Here is a 24,439-nt window from a genome sequence, read left to right as displayed (position 1 = left end):
TCAGTTTTCACCAAGCACTTGACCCTCACACCGTGTGAGGGTTTAGCTTTGTCCTATGAAGATATCGGACGTCGCCGCGGTCGCTGGATGCTCAGTTCGTTCTGTACGACATTTACACGAGACGGGCGCGGTCCCTGAACCCGCCCGCACCAGCGGGAACTACCGCGACTATTCTGTTTCTGACTTGGCTTCGGTGCTGCGCGCGCGTGCGCTTATCGACGCCGGAGTCCCCGTCGCCGACGTAAATCTGCCGGATGCTATCGATCGTTCATGCGGCGTGCTCGACGATCGCATCGCTCGGCTCAAGAACCAACGTGAACGCTTACGCGCCCTTGCCCAAGCACCCAACGGGACTCCACGAGACATCCGCGAATCACTCAAAGAGGCGATCCATGATCCCGCAATGCTGCAGCTCGAGCTTGATTCTTGGGATCTGATGGCGCTGTGTGGTGTCGCGACGGAAGGAACCTGGCAACAACTGCGCGAGAACCTTGAAGACGCCGAATGTTTGAGAGTTCTCCGCGAGGTTGAATCGCTGTGGCGAAAACTGGGTGCATTGTCCCCGAATGATCGCGAGGTCGCGGTAATCGTCGCCAAGCTGCAGCAATTAGGCGAACGCGGCCTCATGCGGGGAATCTATCCTACGTTGCGCTCAGGTAAGGTCCCGCTGAGTCCCACCGATGCATCGACAACTGGTGCACAGGGCAGAGCGCTCGCGGCACTGGCGGGAGCGCCACATGGATAGGATATGGAGATTCCTGGGAAAACATCCTGGATTCCGATTGGCAAAGTATGAATTTAGCCTCTACCGCGATTTGTGGCTTTGGATACGCGGCGAGACTTTGCTGCCTGCCGGTGCTCAGGCACTTCCCCATCCTCCGGGCAGGCTGCAAATGCTTGGTTTTGTCACCGCGGTGCTGGTGGTTGAAATGGTGGTCGTCCACCTGATTCTCCCTGCAGGCGTGGTGCGGGTTGTGGCGCTACTGCTGTCACTGTGGGCCATCATCTTCGTGTGGGGGTTGATTGCCGCTGAGCGCATTCGCCCCAGTTATATCTGCGACCATGTTACCGTTCTGCGGCGCGGAAGAACTGTCTTCGCTGAGATACCGACTGCCGTTGTGCAGCACAAGAGCGTTGACCGCAGTTTTGCCTCAGCGATTGAAATACGCGATGGCGAGCTTACGGTAGGCGGCCCCGCAGGCACGGACACCCTCCTGCAGCTGAGCTCGCCTGTTATGGCCACCCCGGATCGCTATCCCTGGCAGCGGCCCCAGCCGATGGAGGTTGATAGGGTGCGCTTCTTTAGTGCTGCGCGCGAACATTAAATGGCGCTTTCACTGGTGGAAAGAGAATACTTATGTGCCGGCGTTGCGCAGTTTGTCTTCGAGTTCCGCTATTAACGGTAGCGCTAGTTGCGCGCGGTCGACGTCGATTCCCCACTTCCCGGGTTCGCTACGCACCATGTGTGCTGTGGCAGTGAGAAAGCGGGCGAAGTTTTCCACTACCGCGCGATTACCATTGCGCACTCCCTCGTTGAGGACTGTATTGCTCAGGCGCTCAGTCCATATTTCTAGAATGTGCGGCGAGGTGCTCTTAGCAATCGTCGTGCACGCAGCACGCGCCAAGCGTTCTGCCTCATCGTCGTGCCACACTCCCCCTGGAACGCGCAGGCGGCAAGAAATAATTGCCGCGCCTTCCACGGCAGGAATCATCCCCATGCGCACGCAGGTTTCCACGTAGTCCGCGCCGTAGCCGACCGCCATGACGTGTCCGATGTCCTTGACTACGCCACGCGTGTCTTCTTCAGTGACATACCATGCGCGGAAGGTGAGATAGTCCTCGTAATGAAAGTGGCCAGACTCAGCGAGAACAGTGAGTAAACGCGCGGCCATGACCTTGGTCCACACCTTGTCCGTGCGCAGGTAACCGGTGAGGCGATCCCGGACCTGGTCGATGTGGCCATCCCACTGACCTGACTCAATACCTTCCTTAAGCTCGGCAAAGGCCCAGTCCACACGGACTTCAGGCCGCTTGCTCACCAAACCGGTAAGCAGTGGTTCAATGACAGAATCGAGGGTATCGGTGTGGCTCATGGCTTCAGTCCTCTCCTGCTGCAGCACGGCTGGGGTCGTAGCGCTACTAGACCCTTGTGCGTGGGATGCCGGAAGGACCCAAGAAAAGAGCCTTGAGCGGTGCGTGAGTGTGCCCCCGATTCTAGCGCACTATAGGTTTTATGGAAGGCCACGAAGTACCACGGTGACCAGAAGAACATAGAGCGTTGCCGTTGCCGATTCTGGGGCTAGGAGCTAGCCCCCCTAGGCTAACTCAACGATCTCCATGTATTCGTCGTTCCACAGATCCTCGTCGCCGTCGGGCATGATGATGACACGCTCTGGGTTGAGGGCCTTTACCGCGCCTGGATCGTGGGTTACCAGAACCACGGCTCCGGTATAAGTACCGAGCGCATCGAGAACCTGCTCGCGGGACTGGGGGTCGAGGTTGTTCGTGGGCTCGTCGAGAAGCAGCACGTTTGCGCGCGAGGACACCAGCGTCGCCAGAGAAAGTCGAGTTTTCTCGCCACCGGAGAGCGTGCCGGCGGGCTGCTCCAGCTTGTCCCCGGAGAACATAAAGGCGCCGAGTAGACCGCGCAAATCCTGCTGGCCTGCATCGGGGCAAGCCTCGATGGTGTTTTCCCACACGGTCTTGTCTGGGTCAATGTTGTCGTGTTCCTGGGCAAAGTAGCCGATGCGCAAACCATGGCCGGAGACGATACCGCCCTCACCGTCGGTGCGCTCCACGCCCGCCAGCAGTTTCAGCAGGGTCGTCTTTCCGGCACCGTTATAGCCCAGTACGACGACGCGCGAGCCCTTGTCAATGGCCAAGTCCACGCCCGCGAAGACCTCGAGCGAGCCATACATCTTGGTCAGGCCCTTCGCGTTCATCGGGGTCTTACCGCAGGGAGCCGGCTCCGGGAACTTGATGTGGGCGACCTTGTCAGCCACGCGCACGTCATCGAGCTCGTTCATCATGCGCTCAGCGCGGTGCAGCATCTGCTTTGCTGCCGCGGCTTTCGTCGCCTTAGCGCCGAGCTTTGCGGCCTGCTTGTGCAGGGCGGCCGCCTTCTTCTCCGCGTTAGCGCGCTCACGGCGGCGCCGGGCCTCATCGGTCGCACGGGCATCGAGATACTTTTTAAAGCCCATGTTGTAGACATCCGCCTCGGCGCGCACGGCGTCGAGGAACCAGACCTTGTTGCAGACGGCCTCGAGCAGGTCCACGTCGTGCGAGATCATGATGAGTCCGCCCTCATGCTTGGACAAGAAGCCACGCAGCCAGGTGATGGAATCTGCGTCGAGGTGGTTCGTGGGCTCGTCGAGAAGCAGCGTGGTCTGGGACTTGCCCGAGCCTGTCGACGCCGCGAAAAGAATCTGCGCTAACTCCACGCGGCGGCGCTGGCCACCGGAGAGCGTCTTGAGCTGCTGATCTAGGACGCGCTGCGGGAGGCCAAGGTTGTCACAGATCTGCGCGCACTCGGAATCCGCCTCGTAGCCGCCGAGGGAATGATATTCCTCTTCCAAGCGGGAGAACTTGCGGATGGCCTTATCACGGAACTTGTCGTCCGATGCCGTCTCCATGAGCTCCTGCTGCTTGGCCATGCGCCGCTTGATCTCATCCAAGCCGCGCGCAGAGAGCACGCGCTCACGCGCGGTCTGTTCGATGTTGCCCTCGCGAGAATCCTGCGGCAGGTAACCAATGGGGCCAGAGCGCGTTACCGAACCGCCATAAGGCTCGGTCTCCCCCGCCAAGATGCGCATCGTCGTGGTCTTTCCCGCGCCGTTGCGGCCGACCAGCCCGATGCGGTCACCCGGCTGTACGCGGAGGTGCTGGCCGGGGGCGTCGAGAAGCGTGCGTGCGCCCACGCGCACCTCGAAATCATTGGTCACAATCACGTCGAAACAGTCTAGCAACCAGGGCAGTTAAACCCGAACCAGCGGCAGGGCGCTGATCGACGTAAAGCTAACGGTACGGAGGATAAGTCATCTGGGAATTCGTGGCCCGGATTCGGCGCGCTTGACCTATACAAGATGAAAGATGTGCCTACATTGACTTCATGAGTACATCAGCCACATCGAAACCGCCATTAATCCTCGCGATTACCGCCTGCCCAACTGGTATTGCGCATACCTACATGGCGGCTGAAAACCTCGAGGCCGCTGCCGCGGAACTTGGTTACCGGATCAAAGTTGAGACACACGGCTCAATCGGTGTCGAAGGCCCCTTCAGTGCTCAGGACATCGAAGAAGCCGATGCCATCGTAATTGGCGCCGACACTGTGATTGCCAAGGATCGTTTCCGCGGCAAGCGCTTGGCAGCAACGGGCGTCGATGAAGCTATTAAGCACCCAAAGGAGCTCCTCCGCCGTTCGCTGTCCGCGTCGAAATGGGAAGAAAAGCTTTCTGCCGAAGAGCCGAAGGGATCTCAGCGCGAGGACAGCTCCGGCAGTGCCCATGGCGCGCGCGCCGTGGGACAGACCCTCTATAAAGCGCTGATGAACGGCGTATCCCACATGATCCCGTTCGTGGTGACCGGCGGTCTCCTCATCGCAGTAGCACTGTCAATTGGAGGAACCCCGACGCCCGAAGGCCTTGCAATTCCCGAGGATTCCTTCTGGAATACGCTGAACGAGCTGGGTGGTTTGGCCTTTTCACTCATGGTGCCGATTCTTTCCGGCTATATCGCAGTGGGCATTGCGGACCGTCCTGGGTTGGCGCCTGGTCTGATTACTGGCCTCATCGCTACGACTGGATCACTCTACGGATCTGAAGCCGGTGCCGGGTTCTTAGGAGGTATCGTCACCGGCATCCTGTCCGGCTATGTGGCGCTAGGGATCAAGAAGATTCCGGTGAACAAATACATCGCCCCGATTTGGCCGATCATCGTTATCCCGATTTTCACCACCCTCATTGTGGGTCTTATCTTCATTTACCTGGTCGGCTCACCGATAGCTGGTGCATTTGAAGCCATGACCGAGTACCTCGCAGGAATGCAAGGCTCCTCTGTCGTTGTGCTTGGCCTCGTTATCGGAGCGATGATCGCGTTTGACATGGGCGGCCCCTTCAACAAGACAGCGTTCCTCTTTGGTGGAGGCATGATTGCCGCTGGTAATGCAGCCCCTATGGGAATGGCCGCTACCGCTATCGCTGTACCGCCATTGGCGGTGGGCGCTGCCACCCTTGCCCGCCGTGCCTGGTTTAATAAGGCCGAAAAAGACGCCGGTATCGCCGCGCTTTTCATGGGGCTATTCGGCATTACGGAAGGCGCAATTCCCCTTGCCGCTGCACGCCCTCTGCAGGTCATTCCGGCGAACGTCATCGGCGGTGCGGTTGCCGGTGGTCTAGCAGGCGCATTCGGAGTTAAAGACCATGTCATGCACGGCGGCCCCATCGTCGCAGTGCTCGGTGCTGTCGACAACGTCGCGGGCTTCTTCGTGGCATTGCTTATTGGCGTTGTCGTCTGTGCATCAGTCATGCTCCTATTAATCGCACTTACTCAGCATAAGAAAACGACAGAGAAGAATGAGAGCAAGAGCGACCAGGGCGCTGCGGACAAAGCTTCAGCAAACGCGGCGGAAAGCTCGCATCTGGGACAACCACTGCTGTCTATCGAAACGGTGAGCCTCGACCACAGTATGGGCAGTACTCGCGACGAAACCATCGAAGCACTAGTGCGGCTAGTTTCTCCTCGCCTTGCTGATCCTTCTGCGGTGCTCACAGCGGCTCTTGAGCGCGAGACGAAGCACTCTACCGGCGTGGGCCATGGCGTGGCGATCCCGCATGCCCGTTCAGCTGGCGTGAAGGTTCCTACCTTGGCTTTTGCACGTCTTCCCGAAGCAATCACGTGGGCACAGGGTGAGGAGCCCACAACGATGGTGTTCCTCATTGCCGTGCCAGACGACGCCGGCAAGCAACACCTCAAGCTGCTTTCCAAGCTGGCACGGGCAATCATGAAGGAGGACTTCCGTGTTCGCCTTCAGTCCGCTGCAACCCTAGAAGAAGCCGTCGATATCATCTCCTCGGCGCTGGATCCGGCGTCCTTGCCCACTGTGGGGCAGCGAAACGATTAGACCGCGAAGCCGAGGGCCTGGAGCATCTCGCGGCCCTCTTCGGTGATCATGTTCGGGCCCCACGGCGGCATCCACACCCAATTGAGCTGGACGGCGTCGGCAAGCTTGTTGCCCACCACGACGTCGTCGATCTGCTCACCGATGACGTCAGTCAGCGGGCACGCCGGGGACGTCAGCGTCATGTTGATGACGCAGGTGTTCTTGCCGTCAATGTCCTCGAGCCAGAGGTCGTAGACCAGGCCCAAGTCAACAACGTTGATGCCCAGCTCCGGATCGATGACGTCCCGGAGATATTCGGTGATGTCGAATGCCTTGGCAATCTGCTCTTCGGTCTGTTCAGGCTTTACTCCGCCGCCGGCGAAGGAGGCGTTCTCGTCCTGATACGGGTCGGTCGGCTGGCTATCGTTAGTGGTATCCGCCATCTACTTCTCCAATTCAGTCAGCGCCTGTGCGGTGGCAGCCTGGAAGGCCTTCCACCCCAGCAGCGCGCACTTAACACGGGCAGGGAACTTGGCCACGCCGGCAAAAGCGACGCCATCCCCAATGATCTCGTCGTCTCCCTCAACTTCGCCGCGGGAAGTCACCATGCGGTCAAACTCCTCGAGCTTGGCGTTGGCCTCCTCCAACGGGATGCCTACGATTTCTTCCGCCATGACGGAGGTCGAAGCCTGCGAGATGGAGCAGCCTTCAGCGTCGTAGGACACGTCCTCCACAGTCTTGCCGTCGGCCGACAGCTTCACGCGCAGCGTGATCTCATCGCCGCACGAGGGGTTGACGTGGTGAACCTCAGCCTGGCCATCGCGCAGGCCGGAGAATTTCGGGTTCTTATAGTGGTCCAGAATTACATCCTGGTACATGGAATCTAGGTTCATTCGCTCACTCCAAAGAAAACACGGGCAGCCCGCACCGCCTCTACGAGGGCGTCGACCTCGTCCTCAGTGTTGTACAGGTAAAAGCTAGCGCGTGCGGTCGAATTAGCCTTGCACGCGCGGTGCAGTGGCCACGCGCAGTGGTGACCAGTTCGGATGGACACTCCATGAGCATCAAGCACCTGGCCCAAATCATGCGGGTGGATGCCCTCCACGATGAAGGAGACCGCTCCCCCGCGATCCTCGGTGTTTTCGGGGCCGATGATGCGTAGACCAGGAATCTCGGAAAGCTTGTCCAAAGCCAATGCGGTGAGCTTCTGCTCGTGGGCGTGAATGGCCTCCATGCCAACTTCGCTCAAAAACTTCACCGCGGCCCCCAGACCAACGACCTGGCTGGTCATCTGAGTTCCGGCCTCGAAGCGAGTCGGCGGCTCGGCAAAGGTCGAGCCTTCCATCTTGACCACCTCGATCATGGAACCGCCAGTAAGGAAGGGCGGCAGCTGTGCCAGCAGCTCCGCCTTGCCGTAGAGCACACCGACGCCGGTTGGGCCGCACATCTTGTGCCCAGAGAACGCAGCGAAGTCCACGTCGAGAGCGTGGAAGTCCACCGGCATGTGCGGAACGGACTGGCATGCGTCCAGAACCACCATCGCGCCTACAGCGCGGGCACGACGCACCAGTTCCTCGACGGGGGCCACGGCTCCCGTCACGTTGGACTGGTGGGTAAAAGCCACGACCTTGACGGAGTCATCGAGCTCGAGCGAATCAAGATCAATGCGGCCGTCCTCAGTCATGGAGTACCACTTCAGCGTCGCGCCAGTGCGCTGGCACAGCTCCTGCCATGGCACCAAGTTCGCATGGTGCTCCAATTCGGTGACGACGACGGTATCGCCCTCGCCGACATAAAGCTGACCCGCGCGCTCATCGCTAAGCACGTAGGCGACTTCATTCAACGCCTCAGTGGCGTTCTTGGTGAAGGAAATCTCATCGCGGTCCGCGCCAACGAAAGCGGCAATGGCCTGGCGGGCGGACTCATACGCGTCATCGGCTTCCTCCGCCAACTGGTAGGAGCCGCGGTGCACCGGCGCATTGGTGCCGAGTACGAACTCCTCCTCGGCTTTCCACACCGGGAGGGGACGTTGCGAGGTCGCACCCGAATCCAGGTACACCAGTGGCTTACCGTCGCGCACGGTGCGCGAGAGGATGGGGAATTGCTCCCTAATCGCGTTAACGTCTAGTTCAGACATAAGTCCTTGTGCTCGGTTCTTTATCGATTGCGTACGTGATGTGTGCAGCCTGATGAGTTCTACTTGAGGAACTGCTCGTAGCCGTCCGCCTCAAGCTGATCAGCCAGCTCGGCGCCACCGGTCTTGATGACGTGTCCGTCTGCGAAGACGTGGACAAAGTCTGGGACGACGTAGTTGAGGATGCGCTTGTAGTGCGTGATGAGGAGGATGCCGCCCTTGGTTTCTTCCTGGTAGCGGTTAATCCCCTCGGAAACCACGCGGAGGGCGTCGACGTCCAGGCCGGAGTCGGTCTCATCCATGACTGCGAACTTCGGCTTGAGGATGTCCAGCTGCATGACCTCGTGGCGCTTCTTCTCACCGCCGGAAAAACCTTCGTTCACGGAACGGTGGGCGAAGGACTTGTCGATGGAGAGCTTCTCACGAGCTTCCGTGAGCTCCTTGTTCCACTCGCGCAGCTTCGGGGCCTCGCCACGAATAGCGGTCACGGCAGAGCGCATGAACTGCGACATCTTCACGCCCGGCACCTCGGTCGGGTACTGCATGGCGAGGAAGAGGCCAGCGCGGGCGCGCTCATCAACTTCCATCTCGAGGATGTTTTCGCCGTCGAGGAGCACCTCGCCCTCAGTAACCTCGTACTTGGGGTGACCGGCAATGACGTAGGACAGGGTGGACTTGCCGGAGCCATTGGGCCCCATGACGGCATGGGTCTCACCGGAGTTGATGGTCAGGTTGACGCCCTTGAGGATCTCCTTCGGCTCGCCGTCCTCCTCGTTGGGGAGCACCTGCGCGTGGAGATTCTTAATTTCCAGAGTAGACATTGAGTTGGTACCTGCTTTCGGGGAGTTTTAAGCGTTGATCTTGGCGAGCTCGTCGACGACGCGGGATTCCAGTTCCTCGCGCAGGGACTCGACCGGGATGCGGGAGATGACTTCGGAGAAGAAGCCGCGGATGATGAGGCGGCGTGCCTCGGCGGCCGGAATGCCGCGGGACATGAGGTAGAACAGCTCGAGGTCATCGAAGCGGCCCACAGTTGCGGCATGGCCGGCGCCGACGATCTCACCGGTCTGGATCTCCAGGTTCGGGATGGCGTCTGCACGCGCGCCCTCAGTGAGAATCAGGTTGTTGTTCGTCTCATAGGTGTCCGTGTTGTTCGCGTTCTTGCGGATGAGCACGTCACCGACCCAGCAGGTGCGGGCCTCCGGGGTGCGGGAAGCGGAGCCAGCCTCGGCCTTCTGCGCGGCCGTAGCGCCCTGCAGCGCGCCCTTGTAGAAAACGCGGGAGCGGCAGTTCGGCACATCGTGGTCCACAAGCAGGCGGTTCTCGAAGTATTGGCCAGCGTCGGCGAAGTAGACGCCCAGCAGCTCGGCATCGCCGCCCGGGGCGTCGAAAACCACGCGCGGAACGAGGCGCACAATCTCGCCGCCGAAGATGGCGGTGTTGTGGCGCAGGACGGCGTCGCGGCCCACCTTCGCGATCTGGTGGGACAGGTGGACGGCGTCATCTTCCCAATCGGCGTCAACGACGACGGTGACGTGGGCGCCGTCGCCCAGCACGAACTCAACATTGTCCGCGTGGGTGCCGGAGCCGACGTATTTCAGCACGATGGTGGCTTCGGCGTGGTGTCCCACGTGGATGGAGGTCGCACCAAAGGAGGTCACGCCCTCACCAGCACCGGTAATGGTGATCTCCACCGGCTGGTCCAACTGTGCCTCAGCGCCCACAGTGACAACCTGTGCCTCCGGCATGGAAGTCCAGGCCTGTGCGGCAACGCGGTCAGCAGGGGCGCCAGCGGTGCCGAGGCGGGCGTCGTCAGGCGCAACGGTTTCGGAGGTTACGCCTTCCGGAGCGGTGACGTCGATCTTCTGCGCGGTTGCCGGCGCAAACTCACCGTTGTGCAGGCCCCGCAGGTTGCGCAGGGCAATAAAGCGCCACACCTCATCGCGGCCATGCGGGACCGGGAAGTCCTCCACGTTGAATGATGTGAACTGGTCACCCTTGGTGACGTCAGCAGGATTAAATTCGTTGGAAGCTACCACTTAGCCCACCGATCCTTCCATCTGCAGCTCGATAAGACGGTTGAGCTCCAATGCGTATTCCATGGGGAGCTCCTTTGCAATCGGCTCGACGAAGCCGCGCACGATCATCGCCATGGCCTCTTCCTCGGCGATACCGCGGGACATGAGGTAGAACAACTGCTCCTCAGAAACCTGCGAGACGGTTGCCTCGTGGCCCAAGGAGACGTGGTCGTTGCGGATATCGTTGTACGGATACGTATCCGAACGCGAGTTATTGTCCACCAGCAGCGCGTCACACTCGACGTTGGCCGTGGAGTTGGCAGCGTTGGCGTTGACCTGCACCAAACCACGGTAAGCGGCGCGGCCACCATTGCGGGCCACCGATTTGGACACAATGTTGGAGGAGGTGTTCGGCGCCATGTGGACCATCTTGGAGCCGGTGTCCTGCACCTGGTTGTCCGCCGCGAATGCCAGGGAGAGAACCTCGCCCTTAGCGTGCTCGCCGGTCAGCCAGCAGGAGGGGTACTTCATGGTGACCTTGGAACCGATGTTGCCATCGACCCATTCCATGGTGCCGCCCTCTTCCACCTTGGCGCGCTGGGTCACCAAGTTATAGACGTTGGTGGACCAGTTCTGAATGGTGGTGTAGCGGCAGCGGCCGCCCTTCTTCACGACGATCTCGATGACACCGGTATGCAGTGAGTCCGAGTTGTAGATCGGCGCGGTGCAGCCCTCGATGTAGTGGACGTAGGCGTCCTCTTCCACGATGATGAGGGTGCGCTCGAACTGGCCCATGTTCTCCGTGTTGATGCGGAAGTAAGCCTGCAACGGGATGTCCACGTGGACGCCCTTTGGCACATAGACGAAGGAGCCACCAGACCAGCAGGCATTGTTCAGTGCGGAGAACTTATTGTCACCGGCCGGGATGACCGTACCGAAGTACTCCTGGAGGATCTCCGGGTACTCGCGCACAGCGGTATCGGTATCGACGAAGATAACGCCTTGGGCTTCAAGGTCCTCACGAATCTTGTGGTAGACCACCTCAGACTCGTACTGGGCGGCAACACCGGAGACTAGACGCTTCTTTTCGGCATCCGGGATACCCAGCTTGTCGTAGGTCTCCTTAATGTCTGACGGCAGGTCATCCCAGGTTTGGGCCTGCTTCTCAGTGGAGCGGACAAAGTACTTAATGTTGTCAAAGTCGATGTCGGAGAGATCCGGACCCCACGTGGGCACCGGCTTCTTGTTGAAAACGCGCAGTGCCTTGAGTCGGGACTCAAGCATCCATTCCGGCTCGTTCTTCTTCTCCGAGATATCGCGGACGACGTCTTCGCTCAAACCTCGGTGTGCTGCCTGGCCGGCCGCGTCCGAATCGTGCCAGCCGTAGTCATATCCACCGATGGAGGAGATGATCTCATCATCGCTCATCTTGGTCTCAAGCCCTGGTGCTGGTTGTGCCTGTGTCAAAGCCCGCTCCTTTCTATGTTGATTAGTCTTTTTCCCGTTCCACCGCAGACGGCGGGACAGGTTTTAAGGGGATATTCGTGGTGCAGATTCCGTGGCCATCCGCGATGGAGGCCAAAGGCTGCACGTGTTTGCCTAATAGCGCGGAGAAAACTTCTTGTTCTGCTTCACACAACTCCGGATGCTCAGCAGCCACATGGGCCACCGGGCAATGGTGCTGGCAAATCTGCACTCCATTTCCCACCGATGTCACCGTGGCCGCGTAGCCGTGTGCATCAAGCACAGCGGCCAGCTGGCGTGCCACCTCAGGTACGGATTCTTCCTCCTCTACCAAAGGAGTCACGTCTTCCACGAGCCGCTCGAAGCGGGCCTTAGCAAAGCGCCGGACCGCCTCGGGCCCTCCCGCTTCCCGCAACGCGGTGAGTGCTTCCGCAGCCAGTTGGTCATAGGCATGCCCGAATTGGGCACGGCCTTGATCCGTGAGGCGAAAGTGCTTGGCGGGGCGACCACGGCCTGCCGACTGCCCGGGGCGGGCTGCTGGGCGGCGGTGTACAACCTCGGTGAGTCCTTCCTCCACCAAAATGTCTAAGTGCCGGCGTATGCCGGCTGCAGAGAGACCTAGGCGTTCACCTAAGTACGACGCCGTCACCGGGCCGTCCTTGAGAAGCAACAACATGACGTGGCGGCGAGTATCGCCCTCGGTCGAGCGAGTCTCCCTGGGTAACTCCTTCGTCACGGTGCACACCTCCTTAAGTGAATCATTCCCTGTTTAGACAACACTAGTGTTCCTTAATTCATTCCCAATTTCCACTCTTTCCTTCGTGTCGCGGGCAGCTAGTTCCCGCTCACCACTGAGCCGCTAAGGTAGACAGTCATGAATATGGAACGCGACTACACCCGATCGGGGCGGCTGCCCCGCGTCATCTGGGGCGTGCGCGATGAGCTTCCCCGCATGGGTGTTCCTGGTTCCCGTTCCGCGCTCCTTCACCAAGACTTCCCCGACTCCGCCGAGGGAGCAGATCACGCCGCGCTTGGCGACGCCCACCGCCGCACCATCTCCCAGCTGCGTACACTGTTCACGCTTCGCTGGCTCGGCACGATCGGCGCACTGCTCATTGCACTCGGCGGCTTGGGCGCCGGCGCGCTCCCAGTGGTGGGAAACCCGTATGAGTCCTTGCCTTTCGGTTCACTCATGTCACGAATGCTGCAGTCTTCCTCCGCCATCGTGTTTATCGGTGTCGGCTTCATGGTGACCGCGTGGATTTGTATGGCCCCACTCGTGGGAGCTCCACTGCGCCTGCGCAAGGCCGAACATAATCCAGGGACAACGGGCGACGGGGAAGATACGAGGTTTAGCCACTCCCCCCGAGTGCTGACGCAAAGCCAAATGTGGCGAACCTGGCTGGGATGGGTACTTCCACTACTGGTCACCGCTCCCCTTTTCACCCAAGACATCTACTCCTACCTGGCCAACGGATCCATCGTGCTGCAAGGCCTCGATCCCTATTCCGCAGGCCCCGTCGAACTGCTGGGTGCCGATAACGACCTTGCCCGTTCCGTCCCTTTCATCTGGGCAAACTCCCCCTCCCCGTATGGCCCTGTGGCGTTAGGACTGGCCGCATTGGTCAGCTGGCTCACCCACGACTCCATCATCTGGGGTGTAGTCCTGCACCGAGTGTTTTCCCTCGTCGGCATCATCGCTGCTGGCTGGGCCATTTCACGTCTCGCCACCCGCTGCCGCGTGGCGCCGGAGGCAGCACTCTGGCTCGGCATCCTCAACCCCTTGACCATCCTTCACCTGGTAGGAGGCATTCACAATGAATCCTTCATGCTGGGGCTGGCTCTCGTCGGAGTGGAATTGGGTCTTCGGGCTGTCAACGATTCCCACGCCGCTCGCTGGCGGGCATGGGCACTGTTCATCGCGTCTGGCGTCCTCATTTCGTGCGCCGGCATGGTGAAGGTTACCGGCTTCATTGGACTTGGGTTTGTCGGTATGGCGGCTGCTCGCAGGCTCGTCGACAAGCACGGTGTGCCCGCCGTACGGGCGGTCCTTGGCGCCGGTCTAGCCCAGCTGCTTCTGCTCGCCGTCTCTATTGCGGCAGTCACGATAATTACGGGTATCGATATTGGATGGATCTTTGGTCAAGGCGGCGCGGCTACGATCCGTTCCTGGCTCTCTGCGACGACCTCCGTGGGCGTCGGCGCCGGCTTCCTCGGGATGCTGTTGGGTTTGGGTGATCACACCGAGGCCATTCTCAGCGTCACCCGCACTGTCGGCGTCATCATTGCCGCCGGTTTTATGCTCCGCATGCTGTATGCGACCTTCCGCGGAGCCATCCACCCGGTGGGCGGACTCGGTGTGTCCACCTTCGCGCTCGTGGTTTTCTTCCCAGTCGTCCAGCCCTGGTACATCCTGTGGGCGGTGCTGCCGCTCGCGGCGTGGGCAAACCGGCGCTTCTTCCGTATGGCGGTAATGATTTACTCCGGGTTGATGAGCTTCATCGTCCTACCGCGCGGGCTAGGCCTGCCCCCAGGCACGGTCTTCGTTATCTACTTGGCCGCTGCGGTGACGTTCGTAGCACTGATCGCTGCGGGGTGGGTTGCGTTGCGTCGAGCGGGCGTGCGTGTCTTAAACTAACTGCCCGTGACTAAATCGGCTCTCATCCTAGAAAACGTCATAAAGACCTATGGCGACGTCAACGCGGTAAATGGGCTGAGCTTCCGCGCTAATTACGGCGAGATTCTATGTCTGCTTGGCCCCAATGGTGCGGGCAAGACAACCACCATCGAGATGTGTGAGGGATTTAAGAAACCCACCTCCGGCCACATTGAGGTTCTGGGGCTTGACCCTGCACGCAACCCTGACGCGGTGCGCGCCCGCATTGGCATCATGCTGCAGGGCGGAGGTTCTTATTCCGGAATCAAGGTTAAGGAGATGCTGCAACTTAGCGCCTCCTATAACGACAATCCTTTAGACCCGGAATGGCTACTGGATACCCTAGGGCTGCGCGCGGTGGAAAAGAATAGTTACCGCCGTTTGTCGGGCGGGCAGCAACAGCGACTATCTCTCGCCTTGGCCATCATTGGACGTCCAGAATTGGTCTTCCTCGATGAACCCACGGCAGGTATGGACGCGCAATCGCGCCTTGCCGTGTGGGATCTCATCCATGCGTTGCGTGCAGATGGCGTGACAGTCATCCTCACCACGCACCTCATGGATGAAGCGGAAGCACTCAGCGACCGCGTGGTCATTATTGATCACGGCCGGCTCGTCGCCAGCGGCACCGCAGCGTCGCTGACGAGTTCCGCTGATATCCCTCAGGTGAGTTTTGAGACCGCGACTCCAGTGGATCTTGAGGCGCTGCGTAAGGCAGGCATCTCCGCCGACGCTACCCGCCCCCTCCACTACCGGCTCACCTCTTCGGTCAGCCCGGAGGTCATCGCAGAGCTCGCCGCGTTCTTAGCCGCGCACAACGTTGTCCTCCGCAACCTGCAAACCTCGCACCGTAACCTCGAAGAGGTCTTCCTAGATCTCACCGGCCGCGAGATGCGCAGTTAGCCCGCATCTGACACCTACCACTTTGTTTGATCAAGGAGAAGCTCCATGAGCACCTTCGCACCCGGCACATTCAGCCCGAATCCGCAGCGCGTTGGCGTTGCCGCCATGGCCCGTGCCCAAGGGGCAATCGAGTCAAAGCTGATGCTGCGGCACGGCGAGCAACAGCTACTGAGCATCATCATTCCGCTCGCTATCCTGATCGGCGCCGCCAAGATGCAGGACAGTACGGGCCACGGCGTAGAGGAGATCTTCCCCATGGTCCTGGCCGTCGGCGCTACATCCTCTGGGTTTACCGGCCAAGCTATTTCTCTGGCTTTCGACCGTCGCTATGGCGCGCTCAAACGAACGGGCGCATCAGGAGTTCCGGCCTGGGCCATCGTGGTGGGAAAGATCCTTGGCGTTCTTTCAATGGTGGTACTTCAGGTCCTTGTACTGGGCACAGCAGCTGCCATCCTCGGGCTGCGTATTACTGCCGGCGGTGCCGCCATCGGCGTGGTGGTGTTGGCGTTTGGTGTCGCCACATTTACAGCGCTCGGCTTGCTGCTCGGCGGGACCCTCAGTTCAGAAGCTGTCCTGGCGGTGTCCAACCTCATTTGGTTCATTCTGCTCGGTACCGTCGGCTGGGTGATGTATTCCCAGGGTCTGGGCGATAATGGGGTGCTCACGCTCGTGCCCACTGTGGCGATGGCCGGTGGGCTCGACATCGCTCTTAAAGGAGCATTCCCTGTCTTTGAGATCCTCGTCCTCATCGGTTGGTCAGCGGTAGCGTCGTTTGCAGCGGTGCGTTGGTTCCGCTTCGAGGGCTAAAAGTGATTCTTCTCCCTTGCACGGCGTGACGCACATACTGATTTTGGTTCCGGAGCGGTGCCGAACGGTAGGCTGAGTACCCGTGAGTACTGCCAACATTTCTTCTCAACGCACCCCTGCGCCTGCTACAAGTCCTGCAGGCCCCTCGCTGAAGACACAGCGCATTATCGCACTCGTCCTCTTAATCTGTCAGGCTGGCATTACAGTATCGGGTTCCATCGTCCGCGTGACCGGTTCCGGCCTTGGTTGCGTGACGTGGCCCAACTGCCACCCCGGCTCCCTCGTTCCTATCCAGGGCGCGGCCCCCATGCTGCACCAGGCCATTGAGTTTGGTAACCGCCTGCTGACCTTTGTTGTGGCGGCGGCGGCCATCGCCAGCATTGTGGCCGTTCACAAGGCGCAGCGCCGCAAGGAGCTCAAGGTCTATGCCTGGGCGGGGCTCGCAGGTATCTTCGTGCAGGCACTCATTGGTGCCCTGTCGGTCGTGCTGAAGCTTTCTTGGTGGAGTGTGGCAATTCACTTCCTCCCCTCTATGGCCCTGGTGTGGATTGCGGCCATGCTGTTCTCCCGCATCAACGAACCCGATGACGGAACCCCTACTCGCCTCTTCCCCGCCGCCGTGCGCACGCTCGCGGTCGTTGCTGCGGTAGCGCTCTCCATCGTGCTTCTCACCGGTACCTTTGTCACCGGCTCTGGAACACACTCCGGCGACGCTGGCGTGGGCATGGAGGGACGCCTCGGAGTCGATACCTATGGCATGGCCGTCATCCACGCTATCTGCATGTACGTCTACTTGGCGCTGACCCTCATCGTGGTCTTCCTCCTTCACCGCACTGGTGCGCCCAAGGCGGCCAGGAAGGACGGCTGGGTGCTCATTGCCTGCATCGTCATCCAATGGGCTCTTGGCGTAACGCAGTTCTACCTGCACATTCCACGCTGGACAGTCCCCTTCCACGTGGGCATGTCCTCGGTGGTTACGGCCTTCACCGCCCTACTGTGGGCGCATGGACTGCGCCGCGTCCGCACCACTGAAATTGCTTCCTCCAGCGCTACTCAACCTGGTGTCGAAAGCAGCTCCGCAACCCAAAGCTAGGGCAACCCGGTAGGTGCTCACAGCGCCGTCTTCCCCACCACGCTAGGAGGAAGGCGGCGCTTTTGCTGCGCGGGGGCCGGGATCTCGTTTAGCCTAGACACCATGCATGCTATTCAGGTGACCACGACCGGAGGGCCTGAGGTCCTCACCTACGCCGAGGTAGATTCCCCCACGCCATCGCAGGAGCAGTTGCTTGTCGACGTCTCCGTGGCCGGCGTCAACTACATCGACACCTACTACCGCGAAGGCATCTACAACGCCTCTGTGCCTTTCATCCTCGGCCTCGAAGGCACCGGCCGGGTTGTGCACGATCCCCAGGGGGAGATCGCCCCGGGCACGATGGTTGCCTGGGATCACGCATTCGGTTCCTATGCCGAGCAGGTCTGTGTGCCGCGCGACCGCGTGGTGGCCGTCCCGGATGAGATCCCGTCCGCTGTCGCAGGGTCTATGCTCCTCCAAGGCATGACGGCACACTACCTCACTCACGGTGTATATCAGCTTGGGGAAGGCGCATCGTGCCTGATTACCGCCGGTGCGGGCGGCGTCGGCCTAGTCCTTACGCAGATGGCCAAGTCCCTCGGCGCCACCGTTTACTCAGTGGTCTCCACCGATGAGAAAGAAGAGCTGGCCTATAGCGCAGGTGCTGACTGTGTCTTCCGCTACAGCAGTGGCCTGGCCGAACAGGTACGCCGCCACAACGGTGGGCGTGGGGTTGACGTGGTTTACGACGGCGTCGGCAAGGCGACCTTCGGCGAGTCCCTCGAAGTCGTGCGCCCGCGCGGTACTGTGGCGCTCTTCGGCGCCGCATCGGGACCAGTCCCGCCCATGGATCCGCAGCTGCTGAATAAGCACGGCTCCATCTTCCTCACCCGCCCCTCACTCGGCGCCTGGACCTCCCAAGAAGGCGAGTTCCAGATGCGTGCTCAAGCCGTGGTGCAGGCTGTTATCGACGGCGAGCTTGACTTCCGCGTATCTGCAGAATATCCGCTTGCAGAAGCCGCTCAGGCCCACCGCGACCTCCAAGAGCGCAAGACCACCGGCTCAATTGTTTTGCGCGTGCGGGAGGAAGAATAGCTAGATAAACACTAGCTAATTAAAAGAGCGTGGCTGACCAACCCAGCATGCGCCCGATGGGCTCCCAACCCACGATGGCGTCGATGGACAGGCCGATGAAAAGAACTGACAGATAGTTGTTGGAGTAGATAAACAGGCGCATGGGCTTGACCTTTGCGCCCTTCTTTACTCCTTGGTGCAGGCGGATGGCCATCCACAGGAAGACCGCACCGGAAGCCACCGCGGCCACCAGATAGATCCACGAAGCGGCCGGGATGATGAGGAAGGTTACGATGACCGTTCCGATTGTGTACCAAACGATTTGGCGAGTTACTTCCACTTCTCCGGCAACAACGGGCAACATCGGTACCCCAGCCTTGCGGTAGTCCTCTTTGTACTTCATTGCGAGTGCCCACGTGTGTGGTGGGGTCCAGAAGAAAATGATGAGGAACAACACCACGGCCTGCCACCACTTATCGGGCTCCCCCGCGGGCGCGTTATCCCGAATCACTGCCCAGCCCACCATGGCGGGCATACAGCCAGCGAGACCGCCCCACACGATGTTCTGGGAATTCCGCATCTTGAGGAACTTCGTGTAGACGATGACGTAGAAAAAGTTGGTCAACAGCACGAAGAACGCGCCCAGCCAAGAATGCGCCAGCACGCCCAGCCAAAAGACGGACAACGCCAGCATGACCCAGGCGAAGGCAGCGGCATTGCGGCGCGCAATGGTCTTGCGCACCAGCGGGCGAGCGCGCGTACGTTGCATCTTCTGATCGATTTCATAGTCCACAACGTTGTTGAACGTGTGGGCTGCTGCGGCACCCATCCAGCCACCAAAGATGGTGGATAAGATGAGCCAGAAATTCGACGACACCGCCTCGAATCCACGCTGGGCCTGGAGCATAGCCGGGATTGCTGCCACGAGGAGGAGCTCAATGATCCTCGGTTTCGTTAGCGCAAAATAGGCCTTGATGGTCTCCAAGGAACAGTCCTCCGTAAATCCGGCACGTGGGTGAATGGCTTATTGGTCTGAAGTAGTGGTCGTCTGCTCGTGCTAGAAAGTTCCCAAGGACGTCTAGAACACATCCTGAAAACCTCGTGGCGAGAATCCAGATCATTCTCCGGAGAAAACTCGCCGGCCACTGGCCGATAGCAGGGAGCAACGGCGTCAACCATGCCAGATTACCGTCCGAAACCTGGTTTCTATAATCCCCCGCCGAGGATCGAAAAACCTTTACACTGATAAACGGTATATCTGTTTCCAGAAGCGAAGTGAGGTTTTCGCCGTGTCGCACGATAAGTTGTCCCCGGAACTGCAGGCTATGGTCCAGCGCCGCTACCCTTCGGACTGGAGTGACCTCGATACCCGCGCCGTGGATACTGTGCGCGTGCTAGCTGCCGACGCAGTCCAAAACTGCGGCTCCGGCCACCCGGGTACCGCTATGTCCCTGGCCCCGTTGGCCTACACGCTCTACCAACGCGTGCTAAACCACGATCCAGCAGACGTCCACTGGGCCGGGCGCGACCGCTTCGTCCTTTCCGTCGGACACTCGTCCCTGACGCAATACATTCAGCTCTTCCTCAGTGGCTTCGGCCTCGAGATGGAGGACCTGAAGTCCTTGCGCACCTGGGGCTCGAAGACGCCCGGCCACCCGGAGGTGCACCACACTGACGGCGTAGAAATCACCACCGGCCCGCTGGGCCAGGGCCTGGCCTCCGCGGTTGGTATGGCAATGGCCGCGCGCAAGGAGCGCGGATTGTTCGACGCCTCTGCCCCAGCGGGCGAGTCTCCCTTCGATCACTTCATCTACGTCATCGCCTCGGACGGCGACCTGCAGGAGGGCGTGACTGCTGAGGCTTCGTCCCTGGCGGGTACGCAGAAGCTGGGGAACCTCATCGTCTTCTGGGACGACAACCGCATCTCCATTGAGGACGACACCAACATTGCCTTCAATGAGGATGTGGCCAAGCGCTACGAGGCCTACGGCTGGCATGTGCAGACCGTCGAATCCGGCGAGGACGTTGAAGCCATCGAGGCAGCCGCCGCCGCTGCCCGCGCCGAGACCTCCCGGCCTTCCTTCATCCGTGTGAAGACGGTCATCGGCTACCCGGCACCGAACAAGATGAACACCGGTGGCGTCCACGGCGCCGCCCTCGGTGAGGATGAGGTCGCCGCCACCAAGGAAGTCCTCGGCTTCGATCCTGAGCAGTCCTTCCACATCGACGAGGAAGTCCTCGCTCACACCCGTGAGCTGACTGCCCGCGGTGCACAGAAGCACGCCGAATGGCAGGAGAAGTTCGACGCATGGGCTGCGGCCCACCCGGAGGAAAAGAAGCTCTTCGACCGCCTCCAGGCCCGGGAACTTCCGGCTGACTTCGCCGCTGACCTTCCTACCTGGGAGGCAGGCGAATCTCTGGCCACTCGCAAGGCCTCTGAGGCCGCTATCCAAGCGCTCGCAGCCTCCCTGCCGGAGATGTGGGGCGGCTCCGCCGACCTGGCGGGTTCCAACAACACAGTCATCAAGGGTGCGGATTCCTTCGGCCCGGAGTCCATCACCACGGGCGCCTGGACGGCCACGCCTTACGGCCGCAACCTGCACTTCGGTATTCGTGAGCACGCCATGTCCGCAATCATGAATGGCATCGCGCTGCATGGTAATACCCGCGTTTACGGCGGTACCTTCCTCATCTTCTCCGAGTACCAGTACCCTGCCGTCCGCCTCGGCGCTTTGATGTCCACCGATACTTACTACGTGTGGACCCACGATTCCATTGGTTTGGGTGAAGACGGCCCCACCCACCAGCCGGTGGAGACGCTCTCTGCCCTCCGTGCCATCCCCAACCTCTCCGTCATCCGCCCGGCCGATGCCAATGAGACTGCCCAGGCATGGGCAGCGGCACTCGAATACAAGGCAGCGCCGAAGGGTTTGGCGCTGTCCCGACAGAACCTGCCCGTGCTCGAGGGCACCAAGGAGAAGGCCGCCGAAGGTGTTCGCCGCGGCGCCTACGTCCTCGTTGAAGCATCGAAGGAAACCCCGGACGTCATTCTCCTCGCCACCGGTTCCGAGGTTCAGCTCGCGGTAGAAGCCGCCAAGCAGCTCGAGGCTGAAGGCACGGCAACGCGCGTTGTCTCCGCTCCGTGCCTGGAGTGGTTCGACGAGCAGGACGCCTCCTACCGCCAATCTGTCCTTCCCTCCTCGGTCCGCGCTCGCGTCTCCGTGGAGGCTGGCATCTCGATGCCGTGGCACAAGTACACCGGTACCTTCGGCCGCACTGTATCCCTGGAACACTTCGGTGCCTCCGCACCTGCCGCAGAGCTCTTTGAGAAGTTCGGCTTCACCGCCGACGCTGTTGCCGACGCCGCCCGCGAATCACTGAACGCTGCCAAGGAAAGCTAGTTTCCCGTTCCGAGTTCTCACCACGAAAGGATCTGCACAACACCATGACGCATATTGATGAATTGGCTCGCCTCGGGACGTCGACCTGGCTCGACGATCTTTCCCGCGAGCGCCTAGACTCCGGCAATCTTCGTGAGCTTTTGGACACCAAGTCCATCGTGGGCGTCACCACGAACCCAGCAATCTTTGCCGCGGCAATGTCCTCCGGCACTTCCTATGACACCGAAATCGCAGCGCTGAAGGAAAAGTCCGCTACCGCGGATGAGGCAGTGTACTCGCTGGCAATCGACGATGTCCGCAACGCATGCGATATCTTCATTGAGATTTACGAGAAGTCGGGCGGGCGCGACGGCCGCGTCTCCATCGAGGTTGATCCACGCATCTCCGCCGATGCAGACGCAACCTTGAAGCAGGCGCGCGAATTGTGGACCAAGGTTAACCGCCCCAACCTCATGATCAAGATTCCGGCTACGGAAGGCTCCCTCCCAGCCATCACCGAGGCGCTTGCGGAAGGTATCTCCGTCAACGTCACCCTGATCTTCTCCGTAGAGCGTTATGCCCACGTCATCGCTGCGTACAAGGAGGGAATCAAACGCGCTGCCGAGGCTGGAAAGGACGTCTCCACGATTCATTCCGTGGCATCCTTCTTCATCTCCCGCCTGGATACCGAAGTGGACAAGCGCCTCGAGCTGATCGGCACTGAGGAGGCCCTCGCACTGCGTGGAAAGGCCGGGGTTGCCAACGCCCAGCGTGCCTATGCCCTATTCCTCAAGGAATTCAAGGAGCCAGGCGCACACCTGCCGGCTGGTGCACACCCGCAGCGCCCTCTGTGGGCGTCGACGGGCGTCAAGAACCCCGACTACCCCGCCACGCTGTACGTCTCCGAGCTAGCTGGCCCAGATACCGTCAACACGATGCCGGAAAAAACCATCGATGCTGTTCTCGAACAGGGCAACCTGCACGGCGACGCTCTCAGTGGCTCTGCTGAGCAGGCAGAGAACGTGTGGTCACAACTGAAGGCAGTCGGCATCGACTTCGACGATGTTTTTGCTGTGTTGGAGAAGGAGGGTGTCGACAAGTTCGTCAACGCCTGGGAGGAATTGCTTGCCTCCATGACCGATCGCCTCTCCTAATCGAACGTGAATTCTTGACCGCCTACAATCGCCGCGCGCACCGCAAATGGCCATGCAACTATGGTCGGCGGGGCGCGTGTCGCTATGCTGGGCTGTTGGACTTACCTCACACAGACCGAAAGGACACTTAGTGAGCACTAGCAGCGCGTGGGTCAACCCGTTGCGCAACTCGAAGGATAAGCGCCTGCCACGCATCGCCGGCCCCTCTGGCATGGTGATTTTCGGCGTCACGGGTGACTTGGCGCGCAAGAAGCTCCTCCCCGCCATCTACGACTTGGCCAACCGCGGATTGCTTCCGGCAGGTTTTACTTTGGTCGGCTACGGCCGTCGCGACTGGGACAAGCAGGCATTCTGTGACTATGTCCGCGAGGCCGCCGAAGCAGGTGCGCGAACCACCTTCAACGAGCATGTGTGGGAGCACCTTGCCAAGGGAATCGAGTTTGTGCAGGGCAACTTCGATGACGCCGGCTTTGACAAGCTTTCTGCACGGCTGGCGGAGCTCAATGACTCCCGCGGCACGGGTGGAAACTGGGCCTACTATCTTTCGGTACCTCCGGAGTTTTTCTCCGATATTTGCCACCAGCTTGAGCGCGTCGGTATGGCCGATAGCACGGATAATTCCTGGCGCCGCGTCATCATTGAAAAGCCATTCGGACACGATCAGGCTTCCGCGCGCGAGCTCAACGAGATTGTCAACGCCGTCTTCCCTGAGTCCTCGGTTTTCCGCATCGACCACTACCTGGGCAAGGAAACGGTCCAAAATATCATGGCCCTGCGCTTTGCCAACCAGATTTTCGAGCCAATGTGGAATGCGCATTACATCGATCACGTGCAGATCACGATGGCTGAGGACATCGGGCTGGGCGGGCGTGCCGGCTATTATGACGGCATCGGCGCCGCGCGCGACGTCATCCAAAACCACCTCCTCCAATTGCTTGCTCTCGTAGCAATGGAGGAGCCCTCCTCCTTCGACCCCGAGGCTCTTCAGGCGGAAAAGATTAAGGTGCTGCGAGCCACCAACGCCGTGCATCCGCTGAACAAGACCACTGCGCGTGGCCAATACTCCGCCGGCTGGCAAGGATCGCAATATGTCAAAGGCCTCCGGGAGGAAGAGGGTTTTGATCCGGAATCCACGACGGAAACCTATGCAGCCTGCACTCTTGAGGTCAATTCCCGCCGCTGGGCGGGCGTTCCTTTCTACCTGCGCACTGGCAAGCGTCTCGGCCGCCGCGTGACTGAAATTGCGCTCGTGTTTAAGACAGCTCCCCACCAGCCTTTTGATCAAGGCCAAGCAGAGGCCCTAGGCCAGAATGCCGTGGTAATCCGCGTGCAGCCAGACGAAGGCGTCACCATGCGTTTTGGTTCCAAAGTCCCCGGATCCACGATGGAGGTCCGCGATGTCAACATGGACTTCGCGTATGCCGAGGCCTTTACGGAGGAGTCTCCCGAGGCCTATGAGCGCCTGATTCTCGACGCCCTCCTTGACGAGTCCTCCCTCTTCCCCACTAATGAAGAGGTTGAGTTGTCTTGGTCCATCCTCGATCCCATCATTGAATACTGGTCCAACATTGGTCAGCCGGAGCAATATCGCGCCGGCACGTGGGGACCGGAGTCTGCCGATAGAATGCTGCGCCGCCGGGGACATTCCTGGCGTCGTCCGTAGGTCCCTAGGAGGAA

Annotated in this window: 21 protein-coding genes; 11 read left to right on the top strand and 10 right to left on the bottom strand. The window is 60.3% G+C overall.

Going from position 1 to position 24,439, the window contains the following annotated elements:
* Positions 1-55: 55 nt before the first annotated feature.
* Together ACUY3D_RS03540 and ACUY3D_RS03535 are read left to right on the top strand one after the other, a co-directional pair.
* A complete protein-coding gene (locus tag ACUY3D_RS03540; protein ID WP_269948237.1) occupies positions 56-745 on the top strand; it encodes a MerR family transcriptional regulator in 690 nt (229 codons plus the stop codon).
* Between the two features lie 148 nt (positions 746-893).
* Positions 894-1,325 (top strand): hypothetical protein, encoded by a 432-nt coding sequence (locus ACUY3D_RS03535; RefSeq protein ID WP_448240350.1) that lies wholly within the window; start codon positions 894-896, stop codon positions 1,323-1,325.
* Positions 1,326-1,355: 30 nt separating this feature from the next.
* On the opposite strand, the gene ACUY3D_RS03530 is transcribed toward ACUY3D_RS03535, so the two are convergent.
* Together ACUY3D_RS03530 and ACUY3D_RS03525 are read right to left on the bottom strand one after the other, a co-directional pair.
* A complete protein-coding gene (locus ACUY3D_RS03530; RefSeq protein WP_269948235.1) occupies positions 1,356-2,093 on the bottom strand; it encodes a DUF2785 domain-containing protein in 738 nt (245 codons plus the stop codon).
* A gap of 222 nt (positions 2,094-2,315) precedes the next feature.
* The gene (locus ACUY3D_RS03525; RefSeq protein WP_348520980.1) at positions 2,316-3,947 is read right to left on the bottom strand and encodes an ABC-F family ATP-binding cassette domain-containing protein; all 1,632 of its coding nucleotides are present in this window, start codon (positions 3,945-3,947) and stop codon (positions 2,316-2,318) included.
* A 161-nt stretch (positions 3,948-4,108) separates the two neighbouring features.
* On the opposite strand from ACUY3D_RS03525, the gene ACUY3D_RS03520 reads away from it, so the two are divergent.
* A complete protein-coding gene (locus tag ACUY3D_RS03520; protein ID WP_448240349.1) occupies positions 4,109-6,121 on the top strand; it encodes a fructose-specific PTS transporter subunit EIIC in 2,013 nt (670 codons plus the stop codon).
* Here the strand turns inward: ACUY3D_RS03520 and ACUY3D_RS03515 are convergent.
* The 7 genes from ACUY3D_RS03515 to ACUY3D_RS03485 are packed head-to-tail and all read right to left on the bottom strand — an operon-like array spanning position 6,118 to position 12,392.
* Positions 6,118-6,543 (bottom strand): metal-sulfur cluster assembly factor, encoded by a 426-nt coding sequence (locus ACUY3D_RS03515; protein WP_070524254.1) that lies wholly within the window; start codon positions 6,541-6,543, stop codon positions 6,118-6,120. The genes ACUY3D_RS03520 and ACUY3D_RS03515 overlap by 4 nt on opposite strands.
* Positions 6,544-6,993 carry a Fe-S cluster assembly sulfur transfer protein SufU gene (gene sufU / locus ACUY3D_RS03510; RefSeq protein WP_070564486.1) on the bottom strand — a complete coding sequence of 150 codons (450 nt, stop codon included), beginning with the start codon at positions 6,991-6,993 and terminating at the stop codon, positions 6,544-6,546.
* Positions 6,990-8,237: a cysteine desulfurase gene (locus ACUY3D_RS03505; RefSeq protein WP_448240348.1), complete on the bottom strand. Its 1,248-nt coding sequence runs from the start codon at positions 8,235-8,237 to the stop codon at positions 6,990-6,992. Before ACUY3D_RS03505 ends, sufU begins: the two co-directional genes overlap by 4 nt.
* Positions 8,238-8,296: 59 nt before the next feature.
* Positions 8,297-9,055, bottom strand: a complete 759-nt coding sequence (gene sufC, locus ACUY3D_RS03500) for a Fe-S cluster assembly ATPase SufC (protein WP_070524257.1) — start codon at positions 9,053-9,055, stop codon at positions 8,297-8,299.
* Between the two features lie 27 nt (positions 9,056-9,082).
* Entirely contained in the window at positions 9,083-10,273 is a 1,191-nt protein-coding gene (sufD, locus tag ACUY3D_RS03495) for a Fe-S cluster assembly protein SufD (RefSeq protein ID WP_448240347.1), read from the bottom strand.
* A complete protein-coding gene (gene sufB, locus ACUY3D_RS03490) occupies positions 10,274-11,719 on the bottom strand; it encodes a Fe-S cluster assembly protein SufB (RefSeq protein WP_448240346.1) in 1,446 nt (481 codons plus the stop codon).
* A gap of 22 nt (positions 11,720-11,741) precedes the next feature.
* Positions 11,742-12,392, bottom strand: coding sequence for a helix-turn-helix transcriptional regulator (locus tag ACUY3D_RS03485; protein ID WP_154736555.1), 651 nt, complete (start codon positions 12,390-12,392; stop codon positions 11,742-11,744).
* Between the two features lie 198 nt (positions 12,393-12,590).
* Between ACUY3D_RS03485 and mptB the strand changes: the two genes are divergently transcribed.
* From mptB to ACUY3D_RS03460, 5 genes are all read left to right on the top strand, one after another.
* Positions 12,591-14,354, top strand: coding sequence for a polyprenol phosphomannose-dependent alpha 1,6 mannosyltransferase MptB (gene mptB / locus ACUY3D_RS03480; protein ID WP_250223856.1), 1,764 nt, complete (start codon positions 12,591-12,593; stop codon positions 14,352-14,354).
* A gap of 6 nt (positions 14,355-14,360) precedes the next feature.
* Positions 14,361-15,275 (top strand): ABC transporter ATP-binding protein, encoded by a 915-nt coding sequence (locus ACUY3D_RS03475; RefSeq protein WP_448240345.1) that lies wholly within the window; start codon positions 14,361-14,363, stop codon positions 15,273-15,275.
* Positions 15,276-15,320: 45 nt separating this feature from the next.
* Positions 15,321-16,082, top strand: a complete 762-nt coding sequence (locus tag ACUY3D_RS03470; protein WP_070524271.1) for an ABC transporter permease — start codon at positions 15,321-15,323, stop codon at positions 16,080-16,082.
* Positions 16,083-16,164: 82 nt separating this feature from the next.
* Positions 16,165-17,175, top strand: coding sequence for a COX15/CtaA family protein (locus tag ACUY3D_RS03465; RefSeq protein WP_448240344.1), 1,011 nt, complete (start codon positions 16,165-16,167; stop codon positions 17,173-17,175).
* Between the two features lie 102 nt (positions 17,176-17,277).
* Positions 17,278-18,249, top strand: coding sequence for a quinone oxidoreductase family protein (locus ACUY3D_RS03460; RefSeq protein ID WP_070596572.1), 972 nt, complete (start codon positions 17,278-17,280; stop codon positions 18,247-18,249).
* 19 nt (positions 18,250-18,268) lie between these two features.
* Here the strand turns inward: ACUY3D_RS03460 and ACUY3D_RS03455 are convergent, their stop codons facing one another.
* Complete coding sequence (locus tag ACUY3D_RS03455) at positions 18,269-19,213, bottom strand: heme o synthase (RefSeq protein WP_269948232.1); 945 nt, start codon at positions 19,211-19,213, stop codon at positions 18,269-18,271.
* Positions 19,214-19,553: 340 nt separating this feature from the next.
* Here ACUY3D_RS03455 and tkt point away from each other — a divergent pair, with 340 nt between their 5' ends.
* The 3 genes from tkt to zwf all read left to right on the top strand — a co-directional run bounded on the left by tkt (position 19,554) and on the right by zwf (position 24,425).
* Positions 19,554-21,629, top strand: coding sequence for a transketolase (tkt, locus tag ACUY3D_RS03450; protein ID WP_448240382.1), 2,076 nt, complete (start codon positions 19,554-19,556; stop codon positions 21,627-21,629).
* A gap of 44 nt (positions 21,630-21,673) precedes the next feature.
* Positions 21,674-22,762 carry a transaldolase gene (tal, locus tag ACUY3D_RS03445; RefSeq protein WP_070532929.1) on the top strand — a complete coding sequence of 363 codons (1,089 nt, stop codon included), beginning with the start codon at positions 21,674-21,676 and terminating at the stop codon, positions 22,760-22,762.
* Positions 22,763-22,892: 130 nt separating this feature from the next.
* Entirely contained in the window at positions 22,893-24,425 is a 1,533-nt protein-coding gene (zwf, locus tag ACUY3D_RS03440; protein WP_269948231.1) for a glucose-6-phosphate dehydrogenase, read from the top strand.
* Positions 24,426-24,439 lie beyond the last annotated feature (14 nt).

The organism is Corynebacterium guaraldiae, from assembly GCF_053480195.1.
This window is presented reverse-complemented; position numbering and strand designations above follow the sequence as displayed.

Excerpts from the sequence above, each read along its gene's own strand:
- ACUY3D_RS03505 (WP_448240348.1), bottom strand. The coding sequence starts at position 8,237 with ATGTCTGAACTAGACGTTAACGCGATTAGGGAGCAATTCCCCATCCTC.
- ACUY3D_RS03470 (WP_070524271.1), top strand. The coding sequence starts at position 15,321 with ATGAGCACCTTCGCACCCGGCACATTCAGCCCGAATCCGCAGCGCGTT.
- sufC (WP_070524257.1), bottom strand. The coding sequence starts at position 9,055 with ATGTCTACTCTGGAAATTAAGAATCTCCACGCGCAGGTGCTCCCCAAC.
- ACUY3D_RS03520 (WP_448240349.1), top strand. The coding sequence starts at position 4,109 with ATGAGTACATCAGCCACATCGAAACCGCCATTAATCCTCGCGATTACC.
- ACUY3D_RS03515 (WP_070524254.1), bottom strand. The coding sequence starts at position 6,543 with ATGGCGGATACCACTAACGATAGCCAGCCGACCGACCCGTATCAGGAC.
- ACUY3D_RS03540 (WP_269948237.1), top strand. The coding sequence starts at position 56 with ATGAAGATATCGGACGTCGCCGCGGTCGCTGGATGCTCAGTTCGTTCT.
- sufU (WP_070564486.1), bottom strand. The coding sequence starts at position 6,993 with ATGAACCTAGATTCCATGTACCAGGATGTAATTCTGGACCACTATAAG.
- ACUY3D_RS03535 (WP_448240350.1), top strand. The coding sequence starts at position 894 with ATGCTTGGTTTTGTCACCGCGGTGCTGGTGGTTGAAATGGTGGTCGTC.
- ACUY3D_RS03460 (WP_070596572.1), top strand. The coding sequence starts at position 17,278 with ATGCATGCTATTCAGGTGACCACGACCGGAGGGCCTGAGGTCCTCACC.
- ACUY3D_RS03485 (WP_154736555.1), bottom strand. The coding sequence starts at position 12,392 with ATGTTGTTGCTTCTCAAGGACGGCCCGGTGACGGCGTCGTACTTAGGT.
- ACUY3D_RS03530 (WP_269948235.1), bottom strand. The coding sequence starts at position 2,093 with ATGAGCCACACCGATACCCTCGATTCTGTCATTGAACCACTGCTTACC.
- tkt (WP_448240382.1), top strand. The coding sequence starts at position 19,554 with ATGGTCCAGCGCCGCTACCCTTCGGACTGGAGTGACCTCGATACCCGC.
- tal (WP_070532929.1), top strand. The coding sequence starts at position 21,674 with ATGACGCATATTGATGAATTGGCTCGCCTCGGGACGTCGACCTGGCTC.
- mptB (WP_250223856.1), top strand. The coding sequence starts at position 12,591 with ATGAATATGGAACGCGACTACACCCGATCGGGGCGGCTGCCCCGCGTC.